The following is a 19,654-nucleotide window of genomic DNA, read 5'->3' on the forward strand; positions in this document are numbered from 1 at the left end:
CGGCAGGCATGGTGGACTTCGTGGGCCGTCGGCAGGAGCTGGCGACGTTGGAGCGCGAGCTCCAGAAGGTGGCGGCTGGGGTTGGCGGGGAGCGTCCCGGACGGTGCGTGATGTTGCGCGGGCGGCGCCGGGTGGGCAAGTCGCGACTGGTCGAGCGGTTCGCGGAGTCTTCCGGAGCGCCGTTCTTGTTCTACGCGGCGACCGGCGCGTCCCCTGGGGATGATCTGGCGCGTCTGGCCCGGGACGCCCAGGCGTCGACGCTGCCGTTGGCGGGGCTGGTGGCCGCCGCGCGGCCGGAGAGCTGGAATGCCGCGTTCGATGTGCTGGCCGCGGCGCTGCCCGCCGACCGGGCAAGCGTGCTGGTCATCGACGAGGTGCCGTATCTGATGGATGCCGAGGGCGCTTTCGAGGGGATGCTGCAACGGGCCTGGGACCGGGTCCTGGAGACCAAGCCGGTGCTGCTGGTCCTCATCGGCTCCGATCTGTCGATGATGGAGGCTCTCAACAGCTACGGGCGCCCTTTTCATCAGCGAGGCCGGGAGATGGTCCTCGGGCCGCTGAACCCCGCCGAGGTCGGGAGGATGATCGGGCTGGAACCGGCGGAAGCCTTCGACGCCGCGCTGGTCACCGGGGGGCTGCCGCTGATCTGCGCGGAGTGGCCGCACGGGGCAGGGCTGTGGGACTTCCTCGGCGAGGCCCTGAACGACCCCGTCTCGGCCCTGCTGGTGTCGGCCGAGCGCTCGCTTGCCGCCGAATTCCCTCCGCAGGCTCAGGCGCGCAAGGTGCTGGCGGCCATCGGCAGTGGCGAGCGGACTTTCACCAACATCGCCCGTGCGGCCGGCGGGATCGGGGCCACGCCGCTGCAGCGCGCGCTGGAACTGCTCACGGACAAGCGGATCGTGGCTGCGGAGCTGCCCGTGTCGCTGCGTCCGTCGAAGGATCGCCGTTACCGGGTGGCGGATCCCTACCTGCGGTTCTGGCTGCATCTGCTCGGTCCGTCCATGGAGGAGATCGAACGAGGGCGGGGCGATCTGACGTTGGCGCGGATCCGGAAGAGCTGGACCAGTTGGCGAGGCCGGGCGATCGAGCCGCTCGTCCGCGAGGCGCTCGCCCGGATACTGCCCGACGAGCGGCTTCCCGCGGCCCCCGCGGTAGGGGGCTACTGGACCCGCACCAATGACGTCGAGATCGACATCGTCGGGGCGGACCGCGCCCCCCTCGCCAAGGAGCTGCTCTTCGTCGGCTCCGTCAAGTGGCTGGAGCGGTCCCCCTTCGACCGGCACGACCTGGCAGCCCTCCATCGACACCGGGCCGCTCTCACGGACGATCCTGTTCCAGTCGTGGCGGTCTCACGCAACGGAGTCGACTGTCCGGGGCTCGATGCCGCCTACGGCCCGGGCGATCTGTTGGCCGCTTGGCCGCTGTGAGACCACCACCGCGCTACTGGTCGAGGCGTTCCACCGGCTGGCACAGGACGGTTCTGAGTTTTCCCGGGGCTGTTCTGCGGGGGTGGTGGAGGCCTGATGGGCGTAGTTGGGCGCTGGGGCCCTCGTGGAGGGGCAGGTGTCGTAGCCGGGAGATCTGTCAGTCCCCGCTGGTAGAACTGCCGCGCGCATCACCCCTGAAGCGCTGCTGGCCGTGCGTGAACGGATGCCCGCTCTGCGGTCGTTGTTCCTCGGAGACATCACGGACGTGGAGTGCCATCTCTCCCGGATAGTTCCATGGGTGTTCTGAGCGACGCCGGTGCGAGTGCCCTCCTCGGCGGCCGCACCACCACTTCCTCAGCGAGCCCTGTCGGCACCGCATACGCCAGGCGCTCGAACCCGCGGGCGTTCAGGTGGACCTCGACCAGGAATGCGTGCTGGACGTCAACGGCTTCCGGGTGCCCGGCAGGCACTACGACCTTCGGGAGCCAGACATCTGTGCCGGGACGGACAGTTACTGAGCCCGCATCACATCTCGGCGGGCGGGGAGGTTCCGTAGCGTGCGGCGAACGTGGTGGCGCGGTCGTGCAGGGCGGTGCGCAACGACTGCGGGGTCAGCGCCTCCGCGTCCATCCCGAGCTGCCACAGCGCCCACTCGGCGTGCCGTGCGTCCTGGAACGTCACCTCCAGCCGAAGCCGGCCGTCCGCGTCGGGTTCCTCCGCGCGGACGGCCAGCGCGGTGTCCAGCAACTCCTCCCGCCGGGCCGGGTTCAGCCGTACCGACACGGTGAGGTGGTCGCCGCCGGACAGGAACCGCGCGGAACGCTCCCGCCAGATCCGGTCCAGATCGACCCGGTTCGGTCGTTGTGCCGGTTCCGGGAGCTCCTCGGCGGCCAGTACGCGCGACAGGCGGTAGGTGCGGTCAGTGCCGGCTCTCGTGGCCAGCAGATAGCTCCGGTCCCGTACGGTGACCAGGCCGATCGGGTCCACGGTGCGCCAACGCGGTTCCTGGTCCGTGGCGGCGTAGTGGATACGGAGCTTGTGTCCGGCGAGTACCGCGCGCCGGACCTCGATCATCGTGGTGCCGGGTACCGCCTCGGTGACCAGTCGGCGTGAGAGCAGATCGGTCTCCGGCTCGACGAGGAAACGCCGGGCCGCGTCACTCGCCGTGACCCGATGGCTCTCGGGCAGCGCGTCGACCACCTTGCGCATGGCCGAGGCGAGCGCCGAGCCGAGGCCGAAGACCTGCTCTCCCCGCCCCGATCCGGCGGTCAGCACGGCGAGGGCCTCGTCGTGATTCAGCCCCGTGAGCTCGGTCCGGAAACCGGGCAACAGCGCGAAACCACCATGCCGACCACGCTCGGCATGCACCGGGACACCGGCCGCGGACAGCGCCTCGATGTCGCGCAGCACGGTACGGGTGGAGACCTCCAGCTCGCGGGCCAGCGTGTCCGCGGTCAGCCGACCGCGCTGGCGCAGCAGCAACACGAGCGAGACCAAACGGTCGGCGCGCATGCGAAAAGCCTATCCAAATACATGACTGAGGATGTCGTGATTCATTGGCAAGCTCCTTCCCACGAGTTCACACGAGTTCACGCGAGTTCAGGCGAGTTCATACGACATCGGCACCGGCGGCCTCTGGCTGGCCGACGGGAAGGGAGCGGACGTGGCGATGGAACGAACGGCGGTCAACCCGGTGACATGGTCGGTCGAGATGGGGTTCAACCAGGGGGAGATCGTCTCCGGGCACACCCGCACCCTCTACTGCTCCGGCCAGACCGCGATGAGCAGCGACGGAAAACCACAGCACGACGGCGACATGGCGGCCCAACTCGCGCTGAGCATCGACAATCTGGAGGCCGTCCTCACCGAGGCCGACATGTCCCTCGCGAACCTCGTCCGCCTCAACGTCTACACCACCGACGTCGACCTGCTCTTCCAGCATTACGGCGAACTGGCGATGCGGCTGGGCACCGCCGGGGTCGCACCAACCACCACGATGCTCGGGGTGACACGGCTGGCGATACCGGGGCAGATGGTGGAACTCGAGGGCACCGCGGTCGCCTGACGCGCCGCGCTGGAGCGTCAGTTCGTCGGCTGCCCGCTCCACCGCAACGTCACATCCAAATGCGCCCCACCACTCGCGCTCGACAGCAGCGCCCCGAGTTTGGCGTCCAGGGTGACGCCGAAGGTGACCTCGATCTCGTCGGGGCGTTGAGGGGCGTCGCGGAACTGGGTGAGGACCTCGGAGGCGGCGGTGGTGACGGGGGTGAGGGCGTCGCGGAGGGTGGTGGCCGCGGTTTCCAGGCGGGTGCCGAGGCCTACGGCTCCGGTGCCGGTGCGGGTGGGTGGGGCGACGAGGACGACGGTTCCGTCGGAGAGGGTGAACTGGACTGCGTCCGGCATGGGGGTGGCTCCTGGTCAGGGTGAGCAGAGGGGAGTTGGGCGGGGTGGCGTCGTCTCGTGTTCTGTTTCCTGCTGGACCCTCTCCAGCGCGGCCAGCAGGCGGCCGAGGTTCTTGCCGTTGGCGTAGTCGAGGACCGCTCGGTAGAACGCGGCGGTGACGTCGGGGTCCATCGCGTCGGCGGCGCTGAAGCAGAGGGTGTGGCCGGAGCGGAGCATCGTCGCTATCCGGGCCTGGGCGGGGTTGTCGTAGTGGGTCACCTCGGTGTTGGCGGAGAGGGCGTATCCGGGTTTGTTCACCCAGGTCTGCTGGGCCTTCTCGCTAGCGAGGTAGGAGATGAGCAGGCTCGCGCCGGCGCTGTCGGAGAACCTTCCGATGAAGTCCGCCGAGACCTCCAGGGTCTTGGGGGAGGGGGTCGTGTAGGTGTAGGCCCCCTGCTCCACCTCGGTCTTTGGGAGGCCCATCGCGGACAGTGCGCCGTGGCCCAGTTCGCAGGTGCCGTCCGCCATGCCGTCGGCCGCTTCGTTGAACTTGCGGGCGGACGCCTCCTCGGGGTCGTTGCTCCCGATCAGGTCGCCCCAGGTCGTCCATGCGTGGGTGACCTGCGGGGATGTCCAGCGCAGCCGGCCCTCCACCCAGGCCTCGTAGGTGGCGGCGCCCTCCTCGGCGAGCAGGATGTCCGCGATCCAGTCGGCGCCGGGCCAGCCGGAGACCAGGCCCGACTCCAGGCCCAGGCACCAGCGTTCGGGGCGGGCTTGGAGTGCGGGCCAGGTCTGGGGAAGTGGCACGGTCACGGTGCGCGGGCGGTACCAGACGAGGCTCTTGACGTCCGCCTTGACGGGCACCGCGTAGACCTCGCCGCCGCGCATGCCCAGGCTGCGGAACGGGTCGGCGTAGGACCGGGTGTCGACGTCCAGGGGCTTGAGTTTGTGCAGCTGCTGGTACTTGGCGATCGCCCCGACGCTCGGCAGCACCGCCAGGTCGGGCGCCGCGTCCGCGGCCACGGCGGCGTCGAGCTGCTGGGTCAGGGCGCGGGTGATCTGCGGTTCGACGTCGATGCCGGGGTTGTCCGCCTCGAACGCCTCGATGACCGAGTAGAACGCCCTGAACTCGGTGTCCGACCACGGCACCATGATCGTCACCCGTTCCTTGCCGGGCGCCCCGCACCCGACGGCGGCCGCAAGGAGCAGCCCGAGGGCGAGGACGCAGCGCACCAGCGATGCCGTAAGCCCTCGCACCTTTACGAACCCCGGCCCCATCGCGATCGCCGGCCCCTTCACGGACGCGTGCCCCCTCATGAGCGCGGAAACCTGTACTCGGCGATCCGGGGCCGATACGCCATATACACCAGCGCGCCCGCGCCGACGAGCAGCGGCAGCGCGATCGCCATGACCCAACCCTCACCGGGCAGCACGGGGTGGTGGGGGAGTTCGCCGCGGGTGACCCGGCTGAGCAGGCATCCGGTGACGGCGACCGACGCGGTGGCCAGCAGCGCCAGGGCGAGGGCGGGGTGGGGGCGGCGGCGGAAGTGGCTGGCGATGACGTAGTCGGTCGCGGTCACCAGGAGCAGCATCACGATCACCGGTGCGAGGAGCAGGGGCCAGAGCAGATAGGGGTTCAGCCAGCGGGAGCGGAGCTGTTCGTCCAGGGCGATGGACTCGATCTCGGTCAGGTCCTCCAGCGACTCGATCAGACCGCCGGTGAAGCGGACGTCGTCGCGATCGGCCTCCGTCTCCGGCTGGTCGTTCAGTGCCTCGCGCGCCGCCACCACACCCCGCGCTCCGTCGCTCACCACCCGGTTCGCCAACTGCACGCACGTGGTCAACTGGCCCTGGACGAACTGGATGTGATGCAGACCCCGTTCCCCGGCCGCATTGCCCTCGGTCGCCGAGGTGAGCAGGGTGCCCACCCGGGTGGTGGCGTTGGCGAACTCGGCGCCGGGGCCGGTCAGGTCGAGCGCCTTCGTCGCGGACGCCTCGCCCAGTTCGGCGTACGCCAACTCGGCCTGGCGGTGGGCACTGTCGATGGCGGCGATGGCCTCGCGGGTGCGCTGGGCCGCCGCGATCTGCTCCCCGACGCGGTTCGCCACGACCAGATACAGCAACGCCGTCAGGGCCACCATGCTCAGCACACCGACGCGGAGCCAGCGCACCACGGCGACGGGGTGGGGCCGCCGCCGGTTACGTAACGCCCGCAGCGCGCCCCTCACAGCGCATCCACCGGCCCGCTCCCGACACCCGCGTCGCCGAACCGATGCCCGCACTCCTCGCAGAACCGTGCCGCGCCCGAGGCCGATACGGCCCCGCACCTCGGGCACACCCGGGGCGGTAACGCCGCCTCACCTGCGGGGAGTTCAGCGACGTCCACCGGCGGCGCCACCGTCTTCGTCGAGTCGACGCCGATCCGCTGGATCTCCGCCCGGGACGCGTCCCGCCGCACCCGCACCCTGCCGTCGGGGCCGGTGGACGCCAGCGCGCGCAGGAGCCGTAGGCGTGCGGTGTCGTGGAGGTCCTGGGCGAGGCCGATGGCGAGGCGCAGTTCGTGGTCGGCGCGTTCGAAGTCGCCGCGCAGCTGGGCGTCGGCGCAGGCGCGCATGGCCATGCCGAGTTCGCGTTCGTTCTCGACGCGGGTGAGGTCGGGTGAGCGCGGGATGCCGAACCCGGGGGTGGCGCGGCGGCGGACGACGAGGGCGGCCGTGTCGGAGCACGGGCCGCGGGTGCCGTCGGGGTGCTCGGCGTGCAGAGTGATGCGGGCGGCCCGCAGGTCCTCCTCGACGGTGAGGGTGTGCGGGTCGAAGTGGAGGGAGACCAGGTACTGGCGGGTCTGGGGCGGCCAGGAGCCCAACGGCACATGGGATTCCGCGTCCTGCCGCCGGTGTGCCGTCAGTTCGGCCTCGACCGGGCGGGTCTGGCGTACGAAGGCGAGCTGGAAGCGGTCGTTCAGGCGCAGGCCCAGATAGACGCGGGGCACGACGATGCGCTGGGCCTGCCGCATGAGGCGGGTGAAGTCCTCGGTGAGGTCGGACGCGGTGACGACCGCCTCCGCCGTGCCGTGCAGGGCCTCGGTGATGCGCAGCAACTCGGCGTAGTGCCAGTCCTCGCCCAGCCCCCGGGCGTCACAGATGAACCGGTCGGAGCACTCGGCGAGGATCTCACCGAGCTGCTCAGGGGTTTCGTGCTCGTCCTTGCCGTCCGTGTACAGGACGGCATGGCGGACCGTGCCGGGGGAGTCCGCCGAGGCGAAGAGGTGGCGGGCGCGGTTCAGCCACTCGCCGATCGCCGTGCCGCCCTCCGCGAGCTGACCGACGACCCGGAACTTGGCGTCCTCGCGGGTCGAGGCGTCGACCCGGGCCAGGCCACCGCCGGCCGGGAAGATCACATCGGCCCCGTGGTTGCCCGCGACGATCCCCAGGAGGGTGCCGTCGCGCAGGGTGTCGACGGCCGCGCACATCGCCCGCTTCGCCTCGTCCAGCTTGCGGCCCGCCATCGACAACGACCGGTCCATGATGAGGATCTCGGCGCCCGGCGCATCCGGTGCCGCGTCGGGCGTGGCGCGTGCGGTGACGGTGATCAGGGCGTCCGCGCGCCGCTGGTCGTGGGCCAGCTCCGCGGGCGCGTCCACTTCCAGGGCGAAGCTGAGCCCCAAGGGCGACCTGTCCCCCACCGTCACCACCTGATCGTGACCGTCCCGTTACTTGACGTACTCAGCAGCTTAGCTTCCCGGGTGTGCGTCCGAAACGGGAATGACCGGTTCTCCCAGGTTGCAAGGACCATCCCCACCGCACCGGGGGACGCAGCCGGTTGGCGAGGTCCACCAGGGCGACGTACTCCCGCTCGGTCGGCGCGTGCGGGCCGAGTTCGCGGATCGCGTCGGACAGACGCTCACGGTCCCGATGGTGCAGGAAATGCGCGTACTGGATCTCGGCGGACAAGGCCGCGGTCGCCGCCCCGTCCACGTCGAGGCCGTCCAGGCCCGCGCCGGCCCGCTCCAGGTCGTCGCCGTTCGGCACCGGTTGGGCGGGACCGTCGAGGATCATCACACTGAGCCGTACGGCCGCCACGCGCGCCTCCCGCTCATAGCGGAACTCCTGGGCCAGGCGTACGGCTGCGCCCACCGCCCTCGTGCGGTCGCCGGACAGCAGATGGACCCGGGCCAGGCCGAAGCCGGCCGCACCGAGCGCGGGGGTCGTGTCGAAGACGGCGCCGTAGTGCGAGCGGGCCGCGGCGAGGTCCCCGCGGAGCTCGGCGCACAGGCCGAGGGCGAGTTGCGGTATCAACTCGCCCGGGAGCGCCGTACGTACCGTGGTGAACGCCGTCGTCGCCGACCCGGCGTCGTCGCGGGCCAGCGCGATCAGACCGGAGTACCAGGCGTGCAGCCAGTGCCAGTCGGGCAGGCCCGCCGCCGCGAGGGTGCGCTCCGCCAGCATCGGGTCCCTGCGGCGCAGCGCGAGCCGGCTCTGCGCCAGGGCACGGCTGGTCTCGCCCGCCATGTCGGGGGCGTCCGGGTCGGACAGCGGCGTCGGCAGCGCGGCCGCGATGTCGCCGGGCTCGGGGGAGGAGAACGGCGCCGGCATCGTCAGCGTCGCGTCCTCGCCGGGCCGTGCCTCGACCCAGTGCGCGAGCGGGCGGGCCGCGCCGAGGCCGCCGTGCAGCGGTTCCGGCATCGAGCCGAACAGGGCGGACGGGCGGGCCACCTGACGCCGGGCCGGTGCCGCCGCCACGACCTGCCGGATGACACCGCTGAGCTGCTCCGCGAACTGCCGTGCCGACACGAACCGCCGCTCCGGCCGCTCGATGTCCGTGGCGCGGTCCAGGAGCAGCTGGAGCGAGTCGACGCCGGGCGCCGAACGGTCGGTCCAGCGGGCCCGGCACATCTCGCGCAGGGTCGTGCCGAGGCAGTACAGATCGAAGCCGGAGGTCGGACGCAGATGCTCCGGGTCGTCCTCCGGGGGCGCGTACATCCTGGTGTACGCCATGATCCGGCCGGTGTCCTTCTGGCTGCGCACCGCGCCGAAGTCGATGAGACGGACGCGGTCCTGGGCGCCGGCCGGACTCTGTTCCCGGAACCTGATGATGTTCAGCGGTTTGACGTCGCAGTGCAGCAGACCCCTGGTGTGCAGATAGTCGAGGGCCTGCAAGACCCGGACGCCATGCGCGAGGAGGGTCTCCAGCCGGTCGTCGTCACCCGCCGACAGCGGTATGCCGGGCACGTACTCCAGAACCAGATGCGGCCCCTCGTGCTCGTAGCCGAGGATGCGGACGATGGCGTCGTGCCGGAGCCCGACCAGGACGTCCCGCTCGTGCAGCGCGGTCCTGGCGACGGACCGGTTCAGGGCCTTCAGTACGACATGGGTGGCGAGGTTCCTGTCGAGGGCGAGGTAGGCCGCGCCGTACGCGCCCGAGCCGAGGACGCGTACGACGTCGTAACGGCCCGCGATGGTCAGCCCCTTGGGCTGGGCGAAGTCGAAGCGAGTGCCGCAGGCCGGGCAGAACCCTTTCGTCCGGCCCGGTTCGCCGTCATGGCCCCGGCCGACCGGCTGCCTGCAGGAGGGGTTGGGGCAGAAGCGGTGCTCCTCGGCGACGGGGTCGGCCGACCGGGGCGGTACGTCCGAGGCGTCCGGCCCGGGATCGGAGTCGACCAGTCCGAGCCCGTACCAGGGATCCGGCCGCACATGGGCAACCCCGACACCCTCACCCCGCCCCGCCTCCCGCTCCACCACGGCGGGCGGCGGCGCCTGCGCCAGCGGCCTGCGGTCGCACACCTCGCAGAATCCCTGCGCGTCGATCTCGCCGAGACCGCAGTCGGGACGATTGCACATCGGCATGGCGTCACCCTTCCTCGATACGGCGGTTGACCTCGCTGACATAGCGGTCGACCGCCTGGCGGGCCGTCGTGAGGTCGATCGGGATGGTGTGGAGGGTGCGGGTGGCGGGGGCGTGGAGGTCGGCGAGGCGGCGGTCCTCGTCGCCGAAGTAGCGGGCGGCGCGCACTCGGTGCAGTTCCAGGGTGGAGGAGAGGTCCTGGTGGGTGGTGATCAGGCGGCGCAGATCGCGGTCGTAGCGGGCGAGGGCGGCGCGGGCGGCCACGGCCCGGTCGTGGACGGCGGTGAGTTCCGGGTTGGGTTCGGTCGTGCGGGCGACGGTCAGCCGGACCCGTAGCCGGGGTGCGGCGCGTGGCGGCAGGCGGGGCGCGGCGAAGAACCGTACGCCCCACTCCTGTTCCAGCGCTGCTGCGGCGTCCTCCTCGGCGGCGAGCAGTACGACGACCCCCTGCGCCCGCGCGGCGCTCACCCCCGTGACGGTCACTCCACGGATCGGCTCCGGGTCAAGGGACACGTCGTGCGCGAGTCCCTCGGGCGGCGCGCCCTCGAAGCCGAGGACCAGCCGCAGGCCTCGCGACCGGGCCCGGTCGGCCAGCTCGCCCAGCAGGTCGCGTACCAGGGCATGGGGGTCCTCGGCGCGGTCGACGCCGCCGACCACCAGACAGGCGGGCGGCCTGCGCCGCAGCAACTGCCACGCCACCTCGGGGGCATCGCCGCCCGGCAGCCCGAACCGGCGTGCGAGATAGCCGGACACATCGGCGACGGACCTGCCGTGCGCGTCATAGGCGGCGTCGATGGCGCCCAGACCGAGGACCGTGTCGCCGGGCGCGCCGGTGAGTTCCGCGTCGGTGACGGTGGCCCGGGTCGCCGGGTCGGCCGTACGCACCAGACGCACCAGCCAGGAGTCGCCGACCGCCGTAGTGCCGCCGGTGCCGACGACGATCGTGCCGGGCCGGCCGCTGTCGAGGAGCCGGGTGAGTTCCTGCGTCAGGGCGAGCCGCAGCGGATCGCCGAGCACTTCGGCATCCCGCAACTCACCCCGGTCACGGCCCAGTTCATCCGTCGGATCGCCGTCCGCGCAGTCCAGCTCGCCGATCCGGGGCAGATACGTCAGCACCGTCTCGGTCGGCAGCATCCACGCCGCCTTGGCGTCGCCGTCGACGAAGTCGGCCACCACGATGCCGATGACCCGCCCGTCGAAGGCGCCGCCCAGCGCCATCACGCCCGCGCCCGAGTAGCCCCGCTCGATCCAGGGATCGCCCGTGCGCACCCGCTTCAGCAGCCCCCACTCACCCTGCCGCCCGCCCGAGCCCGCCAGCCGCGCGTCCGTCCCCATGCCGAAGGGCTCGGCGCGGGGAAAGCCGTACACCCGGACCGTGCCACCGGCGATGGGGGCCTTCCACAGCTTGGTCCGGGTGCCGCAGCCGGACGGCTCGTCGAGTTCGAGGAGCGCGACGTCTCCGCGCTGGGTGCCGTTCTCGTGCACCCAGGTGCCCGGCGCGACGCGAGCGGTGGCGCTCCACTCCGGGCGGCACGCCACGCTGCTGATCCGCACCCCACCCGTGGCGCCCTGGGCGTAACGGACGACATGCGCGCAGGTCAGCACATGACGGTCGTCGAGCAGTACACCGGCGCCACAAGGTGTGCCGTCCTCGTCGTCCACCCTCACACGCCACGGATCGTCACTGTGGTGATGCAGCGCCATATGCCCACGGTATGGCAACGGGCGCCACATCGACCCGAGTTGTCAAGCCAGGCTGACGCCGGTTCCCGCACTCATGTACGGACGTCGAGTTCGGCCAGCGCCGCCTCGCCCCGCACACTCACCCGCACGCACCGCACCGCGCTCCCGTCCGCCGGATGCCACCGCCGTCCGTCCGCCGACACCTCGACGCGATACGACGCCGGCCGCGTCCGCCAGTCCGGCCGCACTGAACCGACCCGCACCGCCCTGCCCAGGTCGACCGTGAGGGTGCCGCGCTCGGCGGCCGGGGACCAGACGGTGGCCGGGCTGCCGTCCACGGCCGCCTCCGGGTACAGCCCCGGCTCGGCGGAACTCGCCGTCGCCGCACGGCAACGGGCCAGGTCGGCAGTGGGGGCCAGGTCGGGGCGGCGGGTCTTGAGGGTGACCTCGCCGTCGGAGGGGAGGGTGAGGCGACCCTCGGGGGTGTCCAGGGGGATGGGGTCACCCGAGCGCAGCCTGACGGTGGTCGTCTCCGGGCCGATCTCGATGTCGTACGTCCGTCCCCGCCACCGCAGCCCCGACAGCCGTACCCCGTCGTCGAGTTGGGGCGGCAGCGTCGGGTCGAGGCGCAGGGTGTCCGGGCGCAGCCGCAGACCGGTCAGGCCGTGTGTGAAGACCTGGAGGAAGCCGCCCTTTCCGGTGAGGAAGTCCTGTGCCGGGGAGCCCGCGAGCGGGTCGGCGGCGCCCGCCTTCTCGCCGCGCGACTCCGAGAACAGCGCGAACGGGCCCCGCGCGAACGGCTGGTAGGCCCGCCGCAGGAAGGTGTACGCGGCACAGCCCGGCTCGCCGATCGCCGCCGCGTCGATGGCGTGCACGGAGTCGGTCATCGCCGGGCCGTCCGGATCGGTACGGGCGGTGTAGTAGTCGAGCGTGGCCGCCGCGGCGCCGTCCGGCATGGGCCACTCCAGCGGGTAGATCAGCAGCGCGGTGTCGGCCTGCTTGATCGGGGAGCCGTCGTAGCCGTCGTACTGGAGGAACACCTTGCGCCCCGCGTCGTACGGGATGCGCAGCCGCCCGGCGATAAGCCGCCAGTCCGCCGGAGCCGGCCTGCCCAGCACGCGGGCGGCGTCGGCGGCGGCGCGCAGGGCGGTCGCGGCGACGGCGTTGGTGTAGGCGCCGTCGGTGACGCCGTTGCTGTACTCGTCGGGACCGGCCACCTCGCTGATGGAGTAGGAGCCGTCGTCGTTCGCCGTCACCCGTGAAGTCCAGTACCGGGCGAGGCCGTTGAGCAGCGGCCAGCCACGGTCGCGCAGCCAGGCGCGGTCGCCGGTGGACAGGTAGTACTGCCAGGCCGCGAGGGCGATGTCGCCCTGGAGATGGTTCTGGGTCACGCAGTGCGGTGGCCGCCAGCTCTGGCACTCGCTCCACAGCCGCCCGTGACTCGCGCTGGTCCACGGGTAGAACAGGCCCTTCACCGCCGTCCTCGCCGCGTTGTCGGCGGCGGCCGCGCGGGTGCGGTGGCGGTACTCCAGGACCGGGCGGGCCAGTTCGGGATGGGTGGCCAGCAGCGACGGGAACATCCAGGTCTCCGCGTCCCAGAACACCATGCCCGCGTAGTTGTCGCTGGTCAGGCCGGTCGGGGCGATGCTGTCGCGGGCGCCGGGGCGGAGTGACGACAGCAGGCCGTACCGCGCGGAACGCACCCACAGTTGCAGGTCCGGGTGGCCCGGCACCTCGATGTCGGACCTCCACAGCCGACGCCAGGCGGCGCTGTGCGAGCGCAGCAGCGCCGTCCAGCCGCGGGCGGCGGCACGGTGCGCGGACCGGCGGGCGGTGGCGGCGGGGGCGCGGGAGGTGAGGGTGGTGTCGACGCCGACGTACTTGGTGGCCGTGTAGGTGCGTCCGGCGCGGACGGGGAGGGCGACGGCCCGGGCGGCGCTCAACTTCCTTCCCGTACGGGTGCTTTGCGGCCGTGCCCCGGGCGGTGCCTGGAGCGTGGAGGCGACCGCGCCGTCGACCCGGGTGCCGTACGTGCGGAAGGCGACGCCGATCGTGCGGGCGTCGGCCCGGGACCTGCCGGTGGGTGCGAGGCGGCGGGCACCGCGGCCGTCGATGCGGTCGGTGAGGGTGAGCCGGCCGGTCCAGTGCGGGGTGACGCGCAGGCGTACGGCGCCGGTGTGCGGGTCGTCGCGGGAGGTGAGGACGTCGTAGGCGAGGTCGGTGCGGCGGCCGTCGGGGGTGGTCCAGGTGAGGGTCGTGCGGATGTAGCCGCAGCGCAGGGAGAGGGTTTGGCGGTAGGCGGAGACACGGCTCTTCGCGCCGTAGGTCTCGCGTCCGGCCCTGATGTCGAGGCCGGTCCAGTTGGGCAGCGCGGCGAGCGCCTCGCGGCCTGCGGTGTTCTCCGGGCCGCGGGCGTAGAGGCCGGAGACGAACGTGGCGTCATAGCGCGGGGTGTAGAGGGGCCAGCCGGTCCTCTCGCCGGATGCGGCGTAGCCGGTGCCGGTGGGCGGGACGCGGGTGGCGAGGTAGCCGTTGCCGACGTAGGGGTGGTGGGCGTCCTTCGGGTCGATCCGGGTGGCGGTGGGGGACCAGCCGGGGGCCTCGCAGGGGGTGGCGTGCGCCGGGTGGGGGCGGGAGTGGGGGTGGATCGGCAGGAGCAGCGTGGCGGCGAGCAGGGAGGCGATGAGGTGGGGCTTCGTCACAGGTCGACGATGGGGGAGGGGGCGTGTGAGGGGGGTGGAAAATGCTGGGAATTACCACGAATGGGGCGATGGGGGCCAGTTGCTCTCCCCCTCCGCGTGCAGTTCCAAGCTCACGGCCAGGTGGATCTGTGCGTCCACCCAGGCCGCCGCGGCCGCGGTCGCACCGTCCCGACGGAGGGTCGTGCCGAGGGCGTCGACAAGACGGGCGGCGGTGTGCAGGCCGGTGCGGCGCAGGGCCGTCGCGCTGTCGGTGAGGTGGGTGCGGGCCGGGGGGTTCAGGTGGCGCAGGCCCTGGTGGGCGGCTTGGGCGAGGGCGGTCAGGGCGGAGGTGAGGGCCGTGGTGATCGGGTCCGAGAGGCGGGGCGGGGCTGTGCCGAGCGCGGTGTCACCGGCGCCGGGGGCGAGGTCGGGGACGGTCACGCCCTTGGACGTCAGTACGGCCAGCGGGTTCAGCACGATCCGGCCGTGGGCGCGGCCCAGCATGCCGCTGACGCCGTACACCTCCGGCTCGTCGAGCGCGGCGGCCAGCGCGTCCAGGCCGCCGGGGCACAGCGGGTTGTACTCGGCGCCGACGAGGACGTCATTGCCCGCCGTGTCCCGTACGACGGCCTCCAGGCGCTGCGTGGCCGGGTCGTAGCCGATCGACTCCACGGCGGCCACCTCCACCACCCGCACCGACTCCGCCTCGACCCGCGGCCTGATCAGCCGGGGCGGCCGTGCGCCCGCCGCCCGCAGATGCGCGGCCGTGTCCCGGACCAGCAGGCTGCCGGGCAGGTCCCGCCAGGCCGAGCCGAGCGGGGTGACGCTGGTGGCGGCGATACGGCCCCGGGAGATGGTGACGGTCCGGTCGGCGGCGCGTGCGGTGTGCTCACTGACGACGTTCGCCGTGGCGAGGTCGCGCAGCGGGGAGCCGAGCATTCGGCGGGCGGCGAGGTCGTGCCCGGTGGGGGACCGGTCCTCCGTCAGGTCCCAGCGTTTGCGCAGCACCAGCGCGAGTCCGGCCTCGGCGTGGGCGAAGTACGTCTCGGCCGTACGGTCGCCCGCAGTGCCCCCGATCCGGCAGCCGAGCGCCACCAGCCGCACCCGGCGCAACGGTGTCTCCGGCGCCTCCTTGGTGCCCAGCACCCCGACCGGATCCTGCCCCGCGGCCCGGTGCCGGGCGTGCAGCTCGGCCAGCAGCAGGGCGAACCGCTCCGCCTCGTACCGGGTGCCGCGCGCGGCGTACGCGTCGATCTGCTCCCGCAGCTCGGCCACCGCCCAGGCCGGCCAGTGCAACGAGGCCGCCGTCAGCGACTCCTGGGCTCGGACGAGGGACCCGGCGAACACCGGTCCCGCCTGCTGCACACCGTCCAGGAGCAGGTCGTCCGCGAGGGCGAGGGCGGTGCGCAGGGCGGCGTCGGCCCGCTCCGTGGTGGCGGCACGGCCGCCGACGCTCACCTCCGTGGCCTGCCCGTCCGCCGCCCGGAACGCCCACACCGCCAGCGTCACGACCTCGCCGCGCAGTGCGGTGGAGGCGTCGGTGAGGGCGTAGCCCAGCTCGTGCGGCACCGGGAAGCGGACCGTGCAGGTGGGCAGTTCGACCCGGGGTTCGGGGTCGTCGGGGGTGGGGCGGTGCAGCCGGGCGAGATACCCGCGCTCCTTGGTCCGGCGGGCCGCGAGCAGGGCGGCGCGGCCCAGTACGGCGGTCAGGGCGTCGTCGTCGAACTCGGCCGGGGACCAGTCGGTGAACGGCGTTGTGGTGCTGCCCGGGGTGTCTACGGCGGTGCGCGGGGCGTCCGTGGCGGCGCGGGAGTCGTCCTGTGCGGCGTCCGTCGCGATGCGCTGGTACGCGAGCACCAGCCCGATGCGGTGCCGGCACACGGACGTCGCCCCGCAGGCGCACTCCGACGCGTCCAGGCCGAGACCCGGCGGGAGCGCCGTGTCCGTGCCGTCCGGGAAGCGCCCGCGTACGGTGCCGTCGTCGGTGACGGTCACCTCGGGGCCGGAGCCCGCCGTCAGGTCCTTCTCGGCACGCTTGACCAGGCCACGGTTGGCCAGGGAGGCGAGCGTCTGGGGCGTCAGGGCCAGCAGGTCGGCGCGTACGGTCACTTTCCCCGCCCTCCCTGGCCCACCTTCTCGGCGACGAACTCGGCGAGCCGCCCCGGCGTCATCGCCCCCACCGGCGCGCCGACCTGGGCCAGCCTCCCGGCCAGCGCCCGGTCGTAGACCGGATCGGCGGCCTCGTCGAGGGCGGCCAGGCACAGCACGGTCGTGCCCTGCTCGACCAGCCCGCGCACGGTACGCACCAGGCGATACGGGTCGCCGCCCTCGTAGAAGTCGGAGATCAGGGCGACGATCGTGCGCCGCGGGTTCTCCACGAGTGAGGCGCCGTAGTCGACCGCCCGCGCGATGTCGGTGCCGCCGCCGAGCTGAACCCTCATCAACAGCTCGACCGGATCGGTCACTTCGGAGGTCAGGTCGACCACCTGGGTGTCGAAGGCGATCAGACGGGTCTTCAGCCCCGGCAGGCTCCACAGACAGGCCGCGGTGACGGCGGAGTGGATCACCGACCCGGCCATGGAGCCCGACTGGTCCACCAGCAGGATGAGCTGCCATTGTTCGAGGTGGCGGCGGGTGCGTGAGTGGAAGTGCGGGCGCTGGATGAGGATGCGGCGTTCCTCGGGCTGGTAGTGGGCCAGGTTGGCGCGGATGGTGGTGCGGAAGTCGAAGTCGCGGGCCAGCGGCAGATGGCTGGGGCGGCGCGAACGGGAGCCCGTGAAGGCACGGCGGACCTCCGGGCGCAGGCGCTCCATCAGCTGCCGTACGACGGTCTCGACGATCCGGCGGGCCGCGGCCAGCACCTGGGGGTTCATCAGATGCTTGGTGCGCAGGACCGCGCGCAGCAGGGTCTGGCTCGGCTCGACCCGCGCCAGGACGTCCGGGTCGGTGACGATCTCGTCGATGCCGTACTGCTCGACCGCGTCCCGCTCCAGCCGCTCCACCGTCTCCTTGGGGAACAGCCGGTGGATGTCGTCGAGCCAGTCCACGGCGGTGAGTTGGGAGGGACCGGTGCCGCCCTCGCGGGATTCGGAAGGCGCGCCGCGTCGGACTCCTCGGCGGCGCAGGTCCTCGTCCCTGCCGTAGAGCCAGTCGAGCGCGGCGTCGCGGGCGGCGGCGGAGCCGTGCAGCGGGCCGGTGCAGCGCTCGGCGGGGGAGCCGAGGATGAGGCGCCAGCGCTCCAGGGCGGGGTCGGGGGATGCGGAGGGTTTCTCGTCGGCCGTGCTCATCCCACCCTCCCCAGTCCGTGCCGGTCCAGCAGTCGGGCCACGTTCTCCTCCAGGGTTCGCGCGCGGGCGAGCAGCAGCGGGTCGGCGGTGGTGCGCAGCAGGGAACGGGCCGAGCCGTGCTTGCCGCGCCGCAGCAGCAGGCGTTCCGCGATGCGCTCGCGTTCGCGGGGCGGGAAGAAGGCGAAGGCCTGGCGGAGCGCGGGCAGGCCGGTGATGAAGTCGCCCTCGGTCATGGCGGAGACGATGCCGTCCAGTACGTCGATCAGCGGCTCCCCGTCGGCCGTCGCACCGGCGGTGACCTCCTCGCGGGCCAGGGCGAACAGTCCGGCCAGCCAGTCCCCGAGGCTGTCGGCGGCGGTGGACGCGAGCGCCTGCACTGCCGTCGCCGGGTCGTCGGGGACGCCGAGCGCCCAGCGCAGGCCGAAGGCGGCACCGCGCAGATCGGCCGGGGCGCGACGGTCCCGGCCGATACGGGCGGCGGCCTCGGCCGCGGCCTCCCGGGTGACCGACAGCAGCTCCGGGGCGTGCAGCAGCGCGTCCCGCGCGGCGGCCAGTGCGCGCAGCCGTGCCAGGTCCACGCCGGGGCCGCCGTGCAGGCCCTCGGCCAGCCAGAACACCCGGTCGGCGGCGCCCGCGACGACACTGCCCAGTAGCCGGCCGCGGGCCACGCCGAACACCCGGTCGTGCCGCCACAGCCCCAGCGCCGCCGTCAACACCTCGCCGACCGGCCCGAGTTCCGGGACCTGGCCGACCTGTGCCGCGAGCGCCTCCAGCAACTCGTCGCACAGCGGCCCGACCCCGCACAGCACCGCGTCGAACAGCAGCCCCGCCAGCGGCGCCGCCTCTGTCCCCGCCGAGCGCGCCCGCTCACCGAGCGCCACCGACGCCGCCTCGTCCAGCCGCGCCCCGTACGCCCCCGCCTCGATGAGCGCCGCCTCCCGCCCGCCCGCCGGGTGCGGTTCCCAGCGCTCGGCGAACACCGGGTCGGCGCCGTCGGCCGGACCGGAGAGCCGCGTGAAGCCGGGGATGCCCAGCACCCGCAGCCGATGCAGCACCTGGCTGCGCGCCAGCCCGTCCGGGTCGGTGAGATCGACGGTGAAGGGGCGGTCCCGGTCGGCCAGCCCCAGCCGGGCCAGCTGTTCGGCCACGTCGTGCACCAGCGGGGGCAGGGGTGTGTCGGGGTGCAGCCGGCCCTCGGTCCCGCCGGTGCAGGCGGCGACCATCTCCACGACGACGGGATGGGACCCGGCGCCGAGCGTGCCCCGCCCGGTCCAGGGCAGCGGCTGATCCAGATCGTCGCTGATCAACGCGCCTGCGAGACCGTCCAGGACGTCGACGCGCGTCTCGTACGCGTGCCCGCGCATCAACGCCAGCCCCTGCGCCAGGCCGCGCGCCGCGATCAGGGGGGCCGTGGACGCCGGGATCCCACGGGTGCGCAGCCGCTCGGCGACGGTACGCAGCAGGCCCTGGGCGGCGGCCTGCGGGCCTTCCTCCCACAGCTGTTGGTAGTAGCCGGGCGAGGGCATGCCGGACTGGTATCCGGCGAAGGCGTCCAACTGGCGGAAGGAGTACGGCACGAGGAAGCTGCCGCCGATCGCGCCGGGGGGCGGGGCGGGGATCTCCGGCCACTCCTCGGACCCGTCGGACCAGTCGTCCCGCTGCCGCGACAGCGCCCGCAGCGCCGGCTGGTGGAAGCCGCCGGTCACCACCAGGACGGGGCGCTCCCCGGCGTGGGCCAGGGCGGCGCGCACCCAGGACGCCATGTACTCCTCGCGCGCACGGTCGCCGGAGTCGGCCTCGGCGTCCCCGCGGACCAGCTCGAAGTAGGCGTCGAGACGGGCCTGAAGGTCGTCGCCGCCGGGTTCGGTGGTCTCGGATTCGGTGATCTCGAACAGCCCGTCCCACAGCGCGTCCACCGAGTCCACCGCGAAGTGCGCGCAGAGCCGCTCCGTCGCCTCCGCGTACCGCGCCTCGGCGTCGGCGTAGCGGTTGGTCCGCCGGTCGGCCCGCTCCGCGAACGCCGGATGCCACGACGGCAGGTCGATGAAGCGGACCTCGGCCCCCGAGGCACGGCCCTCCCGCAGCGCGACCCACTCCGGGGAGTAGTCGCACAGCGGGGTCCAGGAGGTCGCGACGCGTGTCTCGTCCCGGTAGTGGCTGAACACGGCGACCGGCAGCTCATGCCCCAGCAGCAGCTCGTCCAGCCGGTCGTTCATGTCCGCCGGGCCCTCCACCAGGACGTAGGCGGGCCGCAGTTCCTCGATCGCCCCGCCGACCAGCCGGGCACACGCGGGCGAGTGGTGGCGTACGCCGAGGAAGACGGCGGAGTCGGCACGGGACGACGCCACCGTCC

At 73.0% G+C, this 19,654-nt stretch carries 13 protein-coding genes; 2 read left to right on the forward strand and 11 right to left on the reverse strand.

Annotated features, from left to right (window positions below; translation table 11 throughout):
* The first annotated feature begins 8 nt into the window (after positions 1 to 8).
* Positions 9 to 1,427: an ATP-binding protein gene (locus IE325_RS09670; protein ID WP_190069371.1), complete on the forward strand. Its 1,419-nt coding sequence runs from the start codon at positions 9 to 11 to the stop codon at positions 1,425 to 1,427.
* Between the two features lie 525 nt (positions 1,428 to 1,952).
* Here the strand turns inward: IE325_RS09670 and IE325_RS09675 are convergent.
* Positions 1,953 to 2,939, reverse strand: a complete 987-nt coding sequence (locus IE325_RS09675) for a helix-turn-helix transcriptional regulator (protein WP_190069372.1) — start codon at positions 2,937 to 2,939, stop codon at positions 1,953 to 1,955.
* A 157-nt stretch (positions 2,940 to 3,096) separates the two neighbouring features.
* Here IE325_RS09675 and IE325_RS09680 point away from each other — a divergent pair, with 157 nt between their 5' ends.
* A complete protein-coding gene (locus IE325_RS09680) occupies positions 3,097 to 3,492 on the forward strand; it encodes a RidA family protein (protein WP_190069793.1) in 396 nt (131 codons plus the stop codon).
* Positions 3,493 to 3,509: 17 nt separating this feature from the next.
* Here IE325_RS09680 and IE325_RS09685 read toward each other — a convergent pair whose 3' ends face one another.
* The 10 genes from IE325_RS09685 to IE325_RS09730 all read right to left on the reverse strand — a co-directional run bounded on the left by IE325_RS09685 (position 3,510) and on the right by IE325_RS09730 (position 19,649).
* On the reverse strand, positions 3,510 to 3,830 hold the full coding sequence (locus IE325_RS09685) for a CU044_2847 family protein (RefSeq protein WP_190069373.1): 321 nt from the start codon (positions 3,828 to 3,830) through the stop codon (positions 3,510 to 3,512).
* A 15-nt stretch (positions 3,831 to 3,845) separates the two neighbouring features.
* Positions 3,846 to 5,126, reverse strand: a complete 1,281-nt coding sequence (locus IE325_RS09690; RefSeq protein WP_190069374.1) for an extracellular solute-binding protein — start codon at positions 5,124 to 5,126, stop codon at positions 3,846 to 3,848.
* Positions 5,123 to 5,983, reverse strand: a complete 861-nt coding sequence (locus IE325_RS09695; RefSeq protein WP_190069375.1) for a hypothetical protein — start codon at positions 5,981 to 5,983, stop codon at positions 5,123 to 5,125. Before IE325_RS09695 ends, IE325_RS09690 begins: the two co-directional genes overlap by 4 nt.
* A 50-nt stretch (positions 5,984 to 6,033) precedes the next feature.
* Entirely contained in the window at positions 6,034 to 7,491 is a 1,458-nt protein-coding gene (locus IE325_RS09700) for a vWA domain-containing protein (protein ID WP_190069376.1), read from the reverse strand.
* A 40-nt stretch (positions 7,492 to 7,531) separates the two neighbouring features.
* Positions 7,532 to 9,652, reverse strand: a complete 2,121-nt coding sequence (locus IE325_RS09705; RefSeq protein WP_190069377.1) for a tetratricopeptide repeat protein — start codon at positions 9,650 to 9,652, stop codon at positions 7,532 to 7,534.
* 4 nt (positions 9,653 to 9,656) lie between these two features.
* Positions 9,657 to 11,354, reverse strand: coding sequence for a S1 family peptidase (locus IE325_RS09710; RefSeq protein ID WP_190069378.1), 1,698 nt, complete (start codon positions 11,352 to 11,354; stop codon positions 9,657 to 9,659).
* Between the two features lie 71 nt (positions 11,355 to 11,425).
* On the reverse strand, positions 11,426 to 14,035 hold the full coding sequence (locus tag IE325_RS09715; RefSeq protein WP_190069379.1) for a glycosyl hydrolase family 65 domain-containing protein: 2,610 nt from the start codon (positions 14,033 to 14,035) through the stop codon (positions 11,426 to 11,428).
* A 51-nt stretch (positions 14,036 to 14,086) separates the two neighbouring features.
* Positions 14,087 to 16,123, reverse strand: coding sequence for a YehQ family protein (locus IE325_RS09720; protein ID WP_190069380.1), 2,037 nt, complete (start codon positions 16,121 to 16,123; stop codon positions 14,087 to 14,089).
* Positions 16,120 to 17,301: a VWA domain-containing protein gene (locus IE325_RS09725; RefSeq protein ID WP_190069381.1), complete on the reverse strand. Its 1,182-nt coding sequence runs from the start codon at positions 17,299 to 17,301 to the stop codon at positions 16,120 to 16,122. The genes IE325_RS09720 and IE325_RS09725 overlap by 4 nt, the downstream gene beginning before the upstream one ends.
* Positions 17,298 to 19,649 (reverse strand): DUF5682 family protein, encoded by a 2,352-nt coding sequence (locus tag IE325_RS09730; protein WP_190069382.1) that lies wholly within the window; start codon positions 19,647 to 19,649, stop codon positions 17,298 to 17,300. Before IE325_RS09730 ends, IE325_RS09725 begins: the two co-directional genes overlap by 4 nt.
* Positions 19,650 to 19,654 lie beyond the last annotated feature (5 nt).

It is taken from the genome of Streptomyces lanatus (assembly GCF_014655715.1).
Classification (GTDB): Bacteria; Actinomycetota; Actinomycetes; order Streptomycetales; family Streptomycetaceae; genus Streptomyces; species Streptomyces lanatus.

Coding starts and splice junctions, on each gene's coding strand:
- IE325_RS09680 (WP_190069793.1), top strand. CDS start 3,097: ATGGAACGAACGGCGGTCAACCCGGTGACATGGTCGGTCGAGATGGGG.
- IE325_RS09710 (WP_190069378.1), bottom strand. CDS start 11,354: ATGGCGCTGCATCACCACAGTGACGATCCGTGGCGTGTGAGGGTGGAC.
- IE325_RS09685 (WP_190069373.1), bottom strand. CDS start 3,830: ATGCCGGACGCAGTCCAGTTCACCCTCTCCGACGGAACCGTCGTCCTC.
- IE325_RS09705 (WP_190069377.1), bottom strand. CDS start 9,652: ATGCCGATGTGCAATCGTCCCGACTGCGGTCTCGGCGAGATCGACGCG.
- IE325_RS09670 (WP_190069371.1), top strand. CDS start 9: ATGGTGGACTTCGTGGGCCGTCGGCAGGAGCTGGCGACGTTGGAGCGC.
- IE325_RS09675 (WP_190069372.1), bottom strand. CDS start 2,939: ATGCGCGCCGACCGTTTGGTCTCGCTCGTGTTGCTGCTGCGCCAGCGC.
- IE325_RS09690 (WP_190069374.1), bottom strand. CDS start 5,126: ATGAGGGGGCACGCGTCCGTGAAGGGGCCGGCGATCGCGATGGGGCCG.
- IE325_RS09725 (WP_190069381.1), bottom strand. CDS start 17,301: ATGAGCACGGCCGACGAGAAACCCTCCGCATCCCCCGACCCCGCCCTG.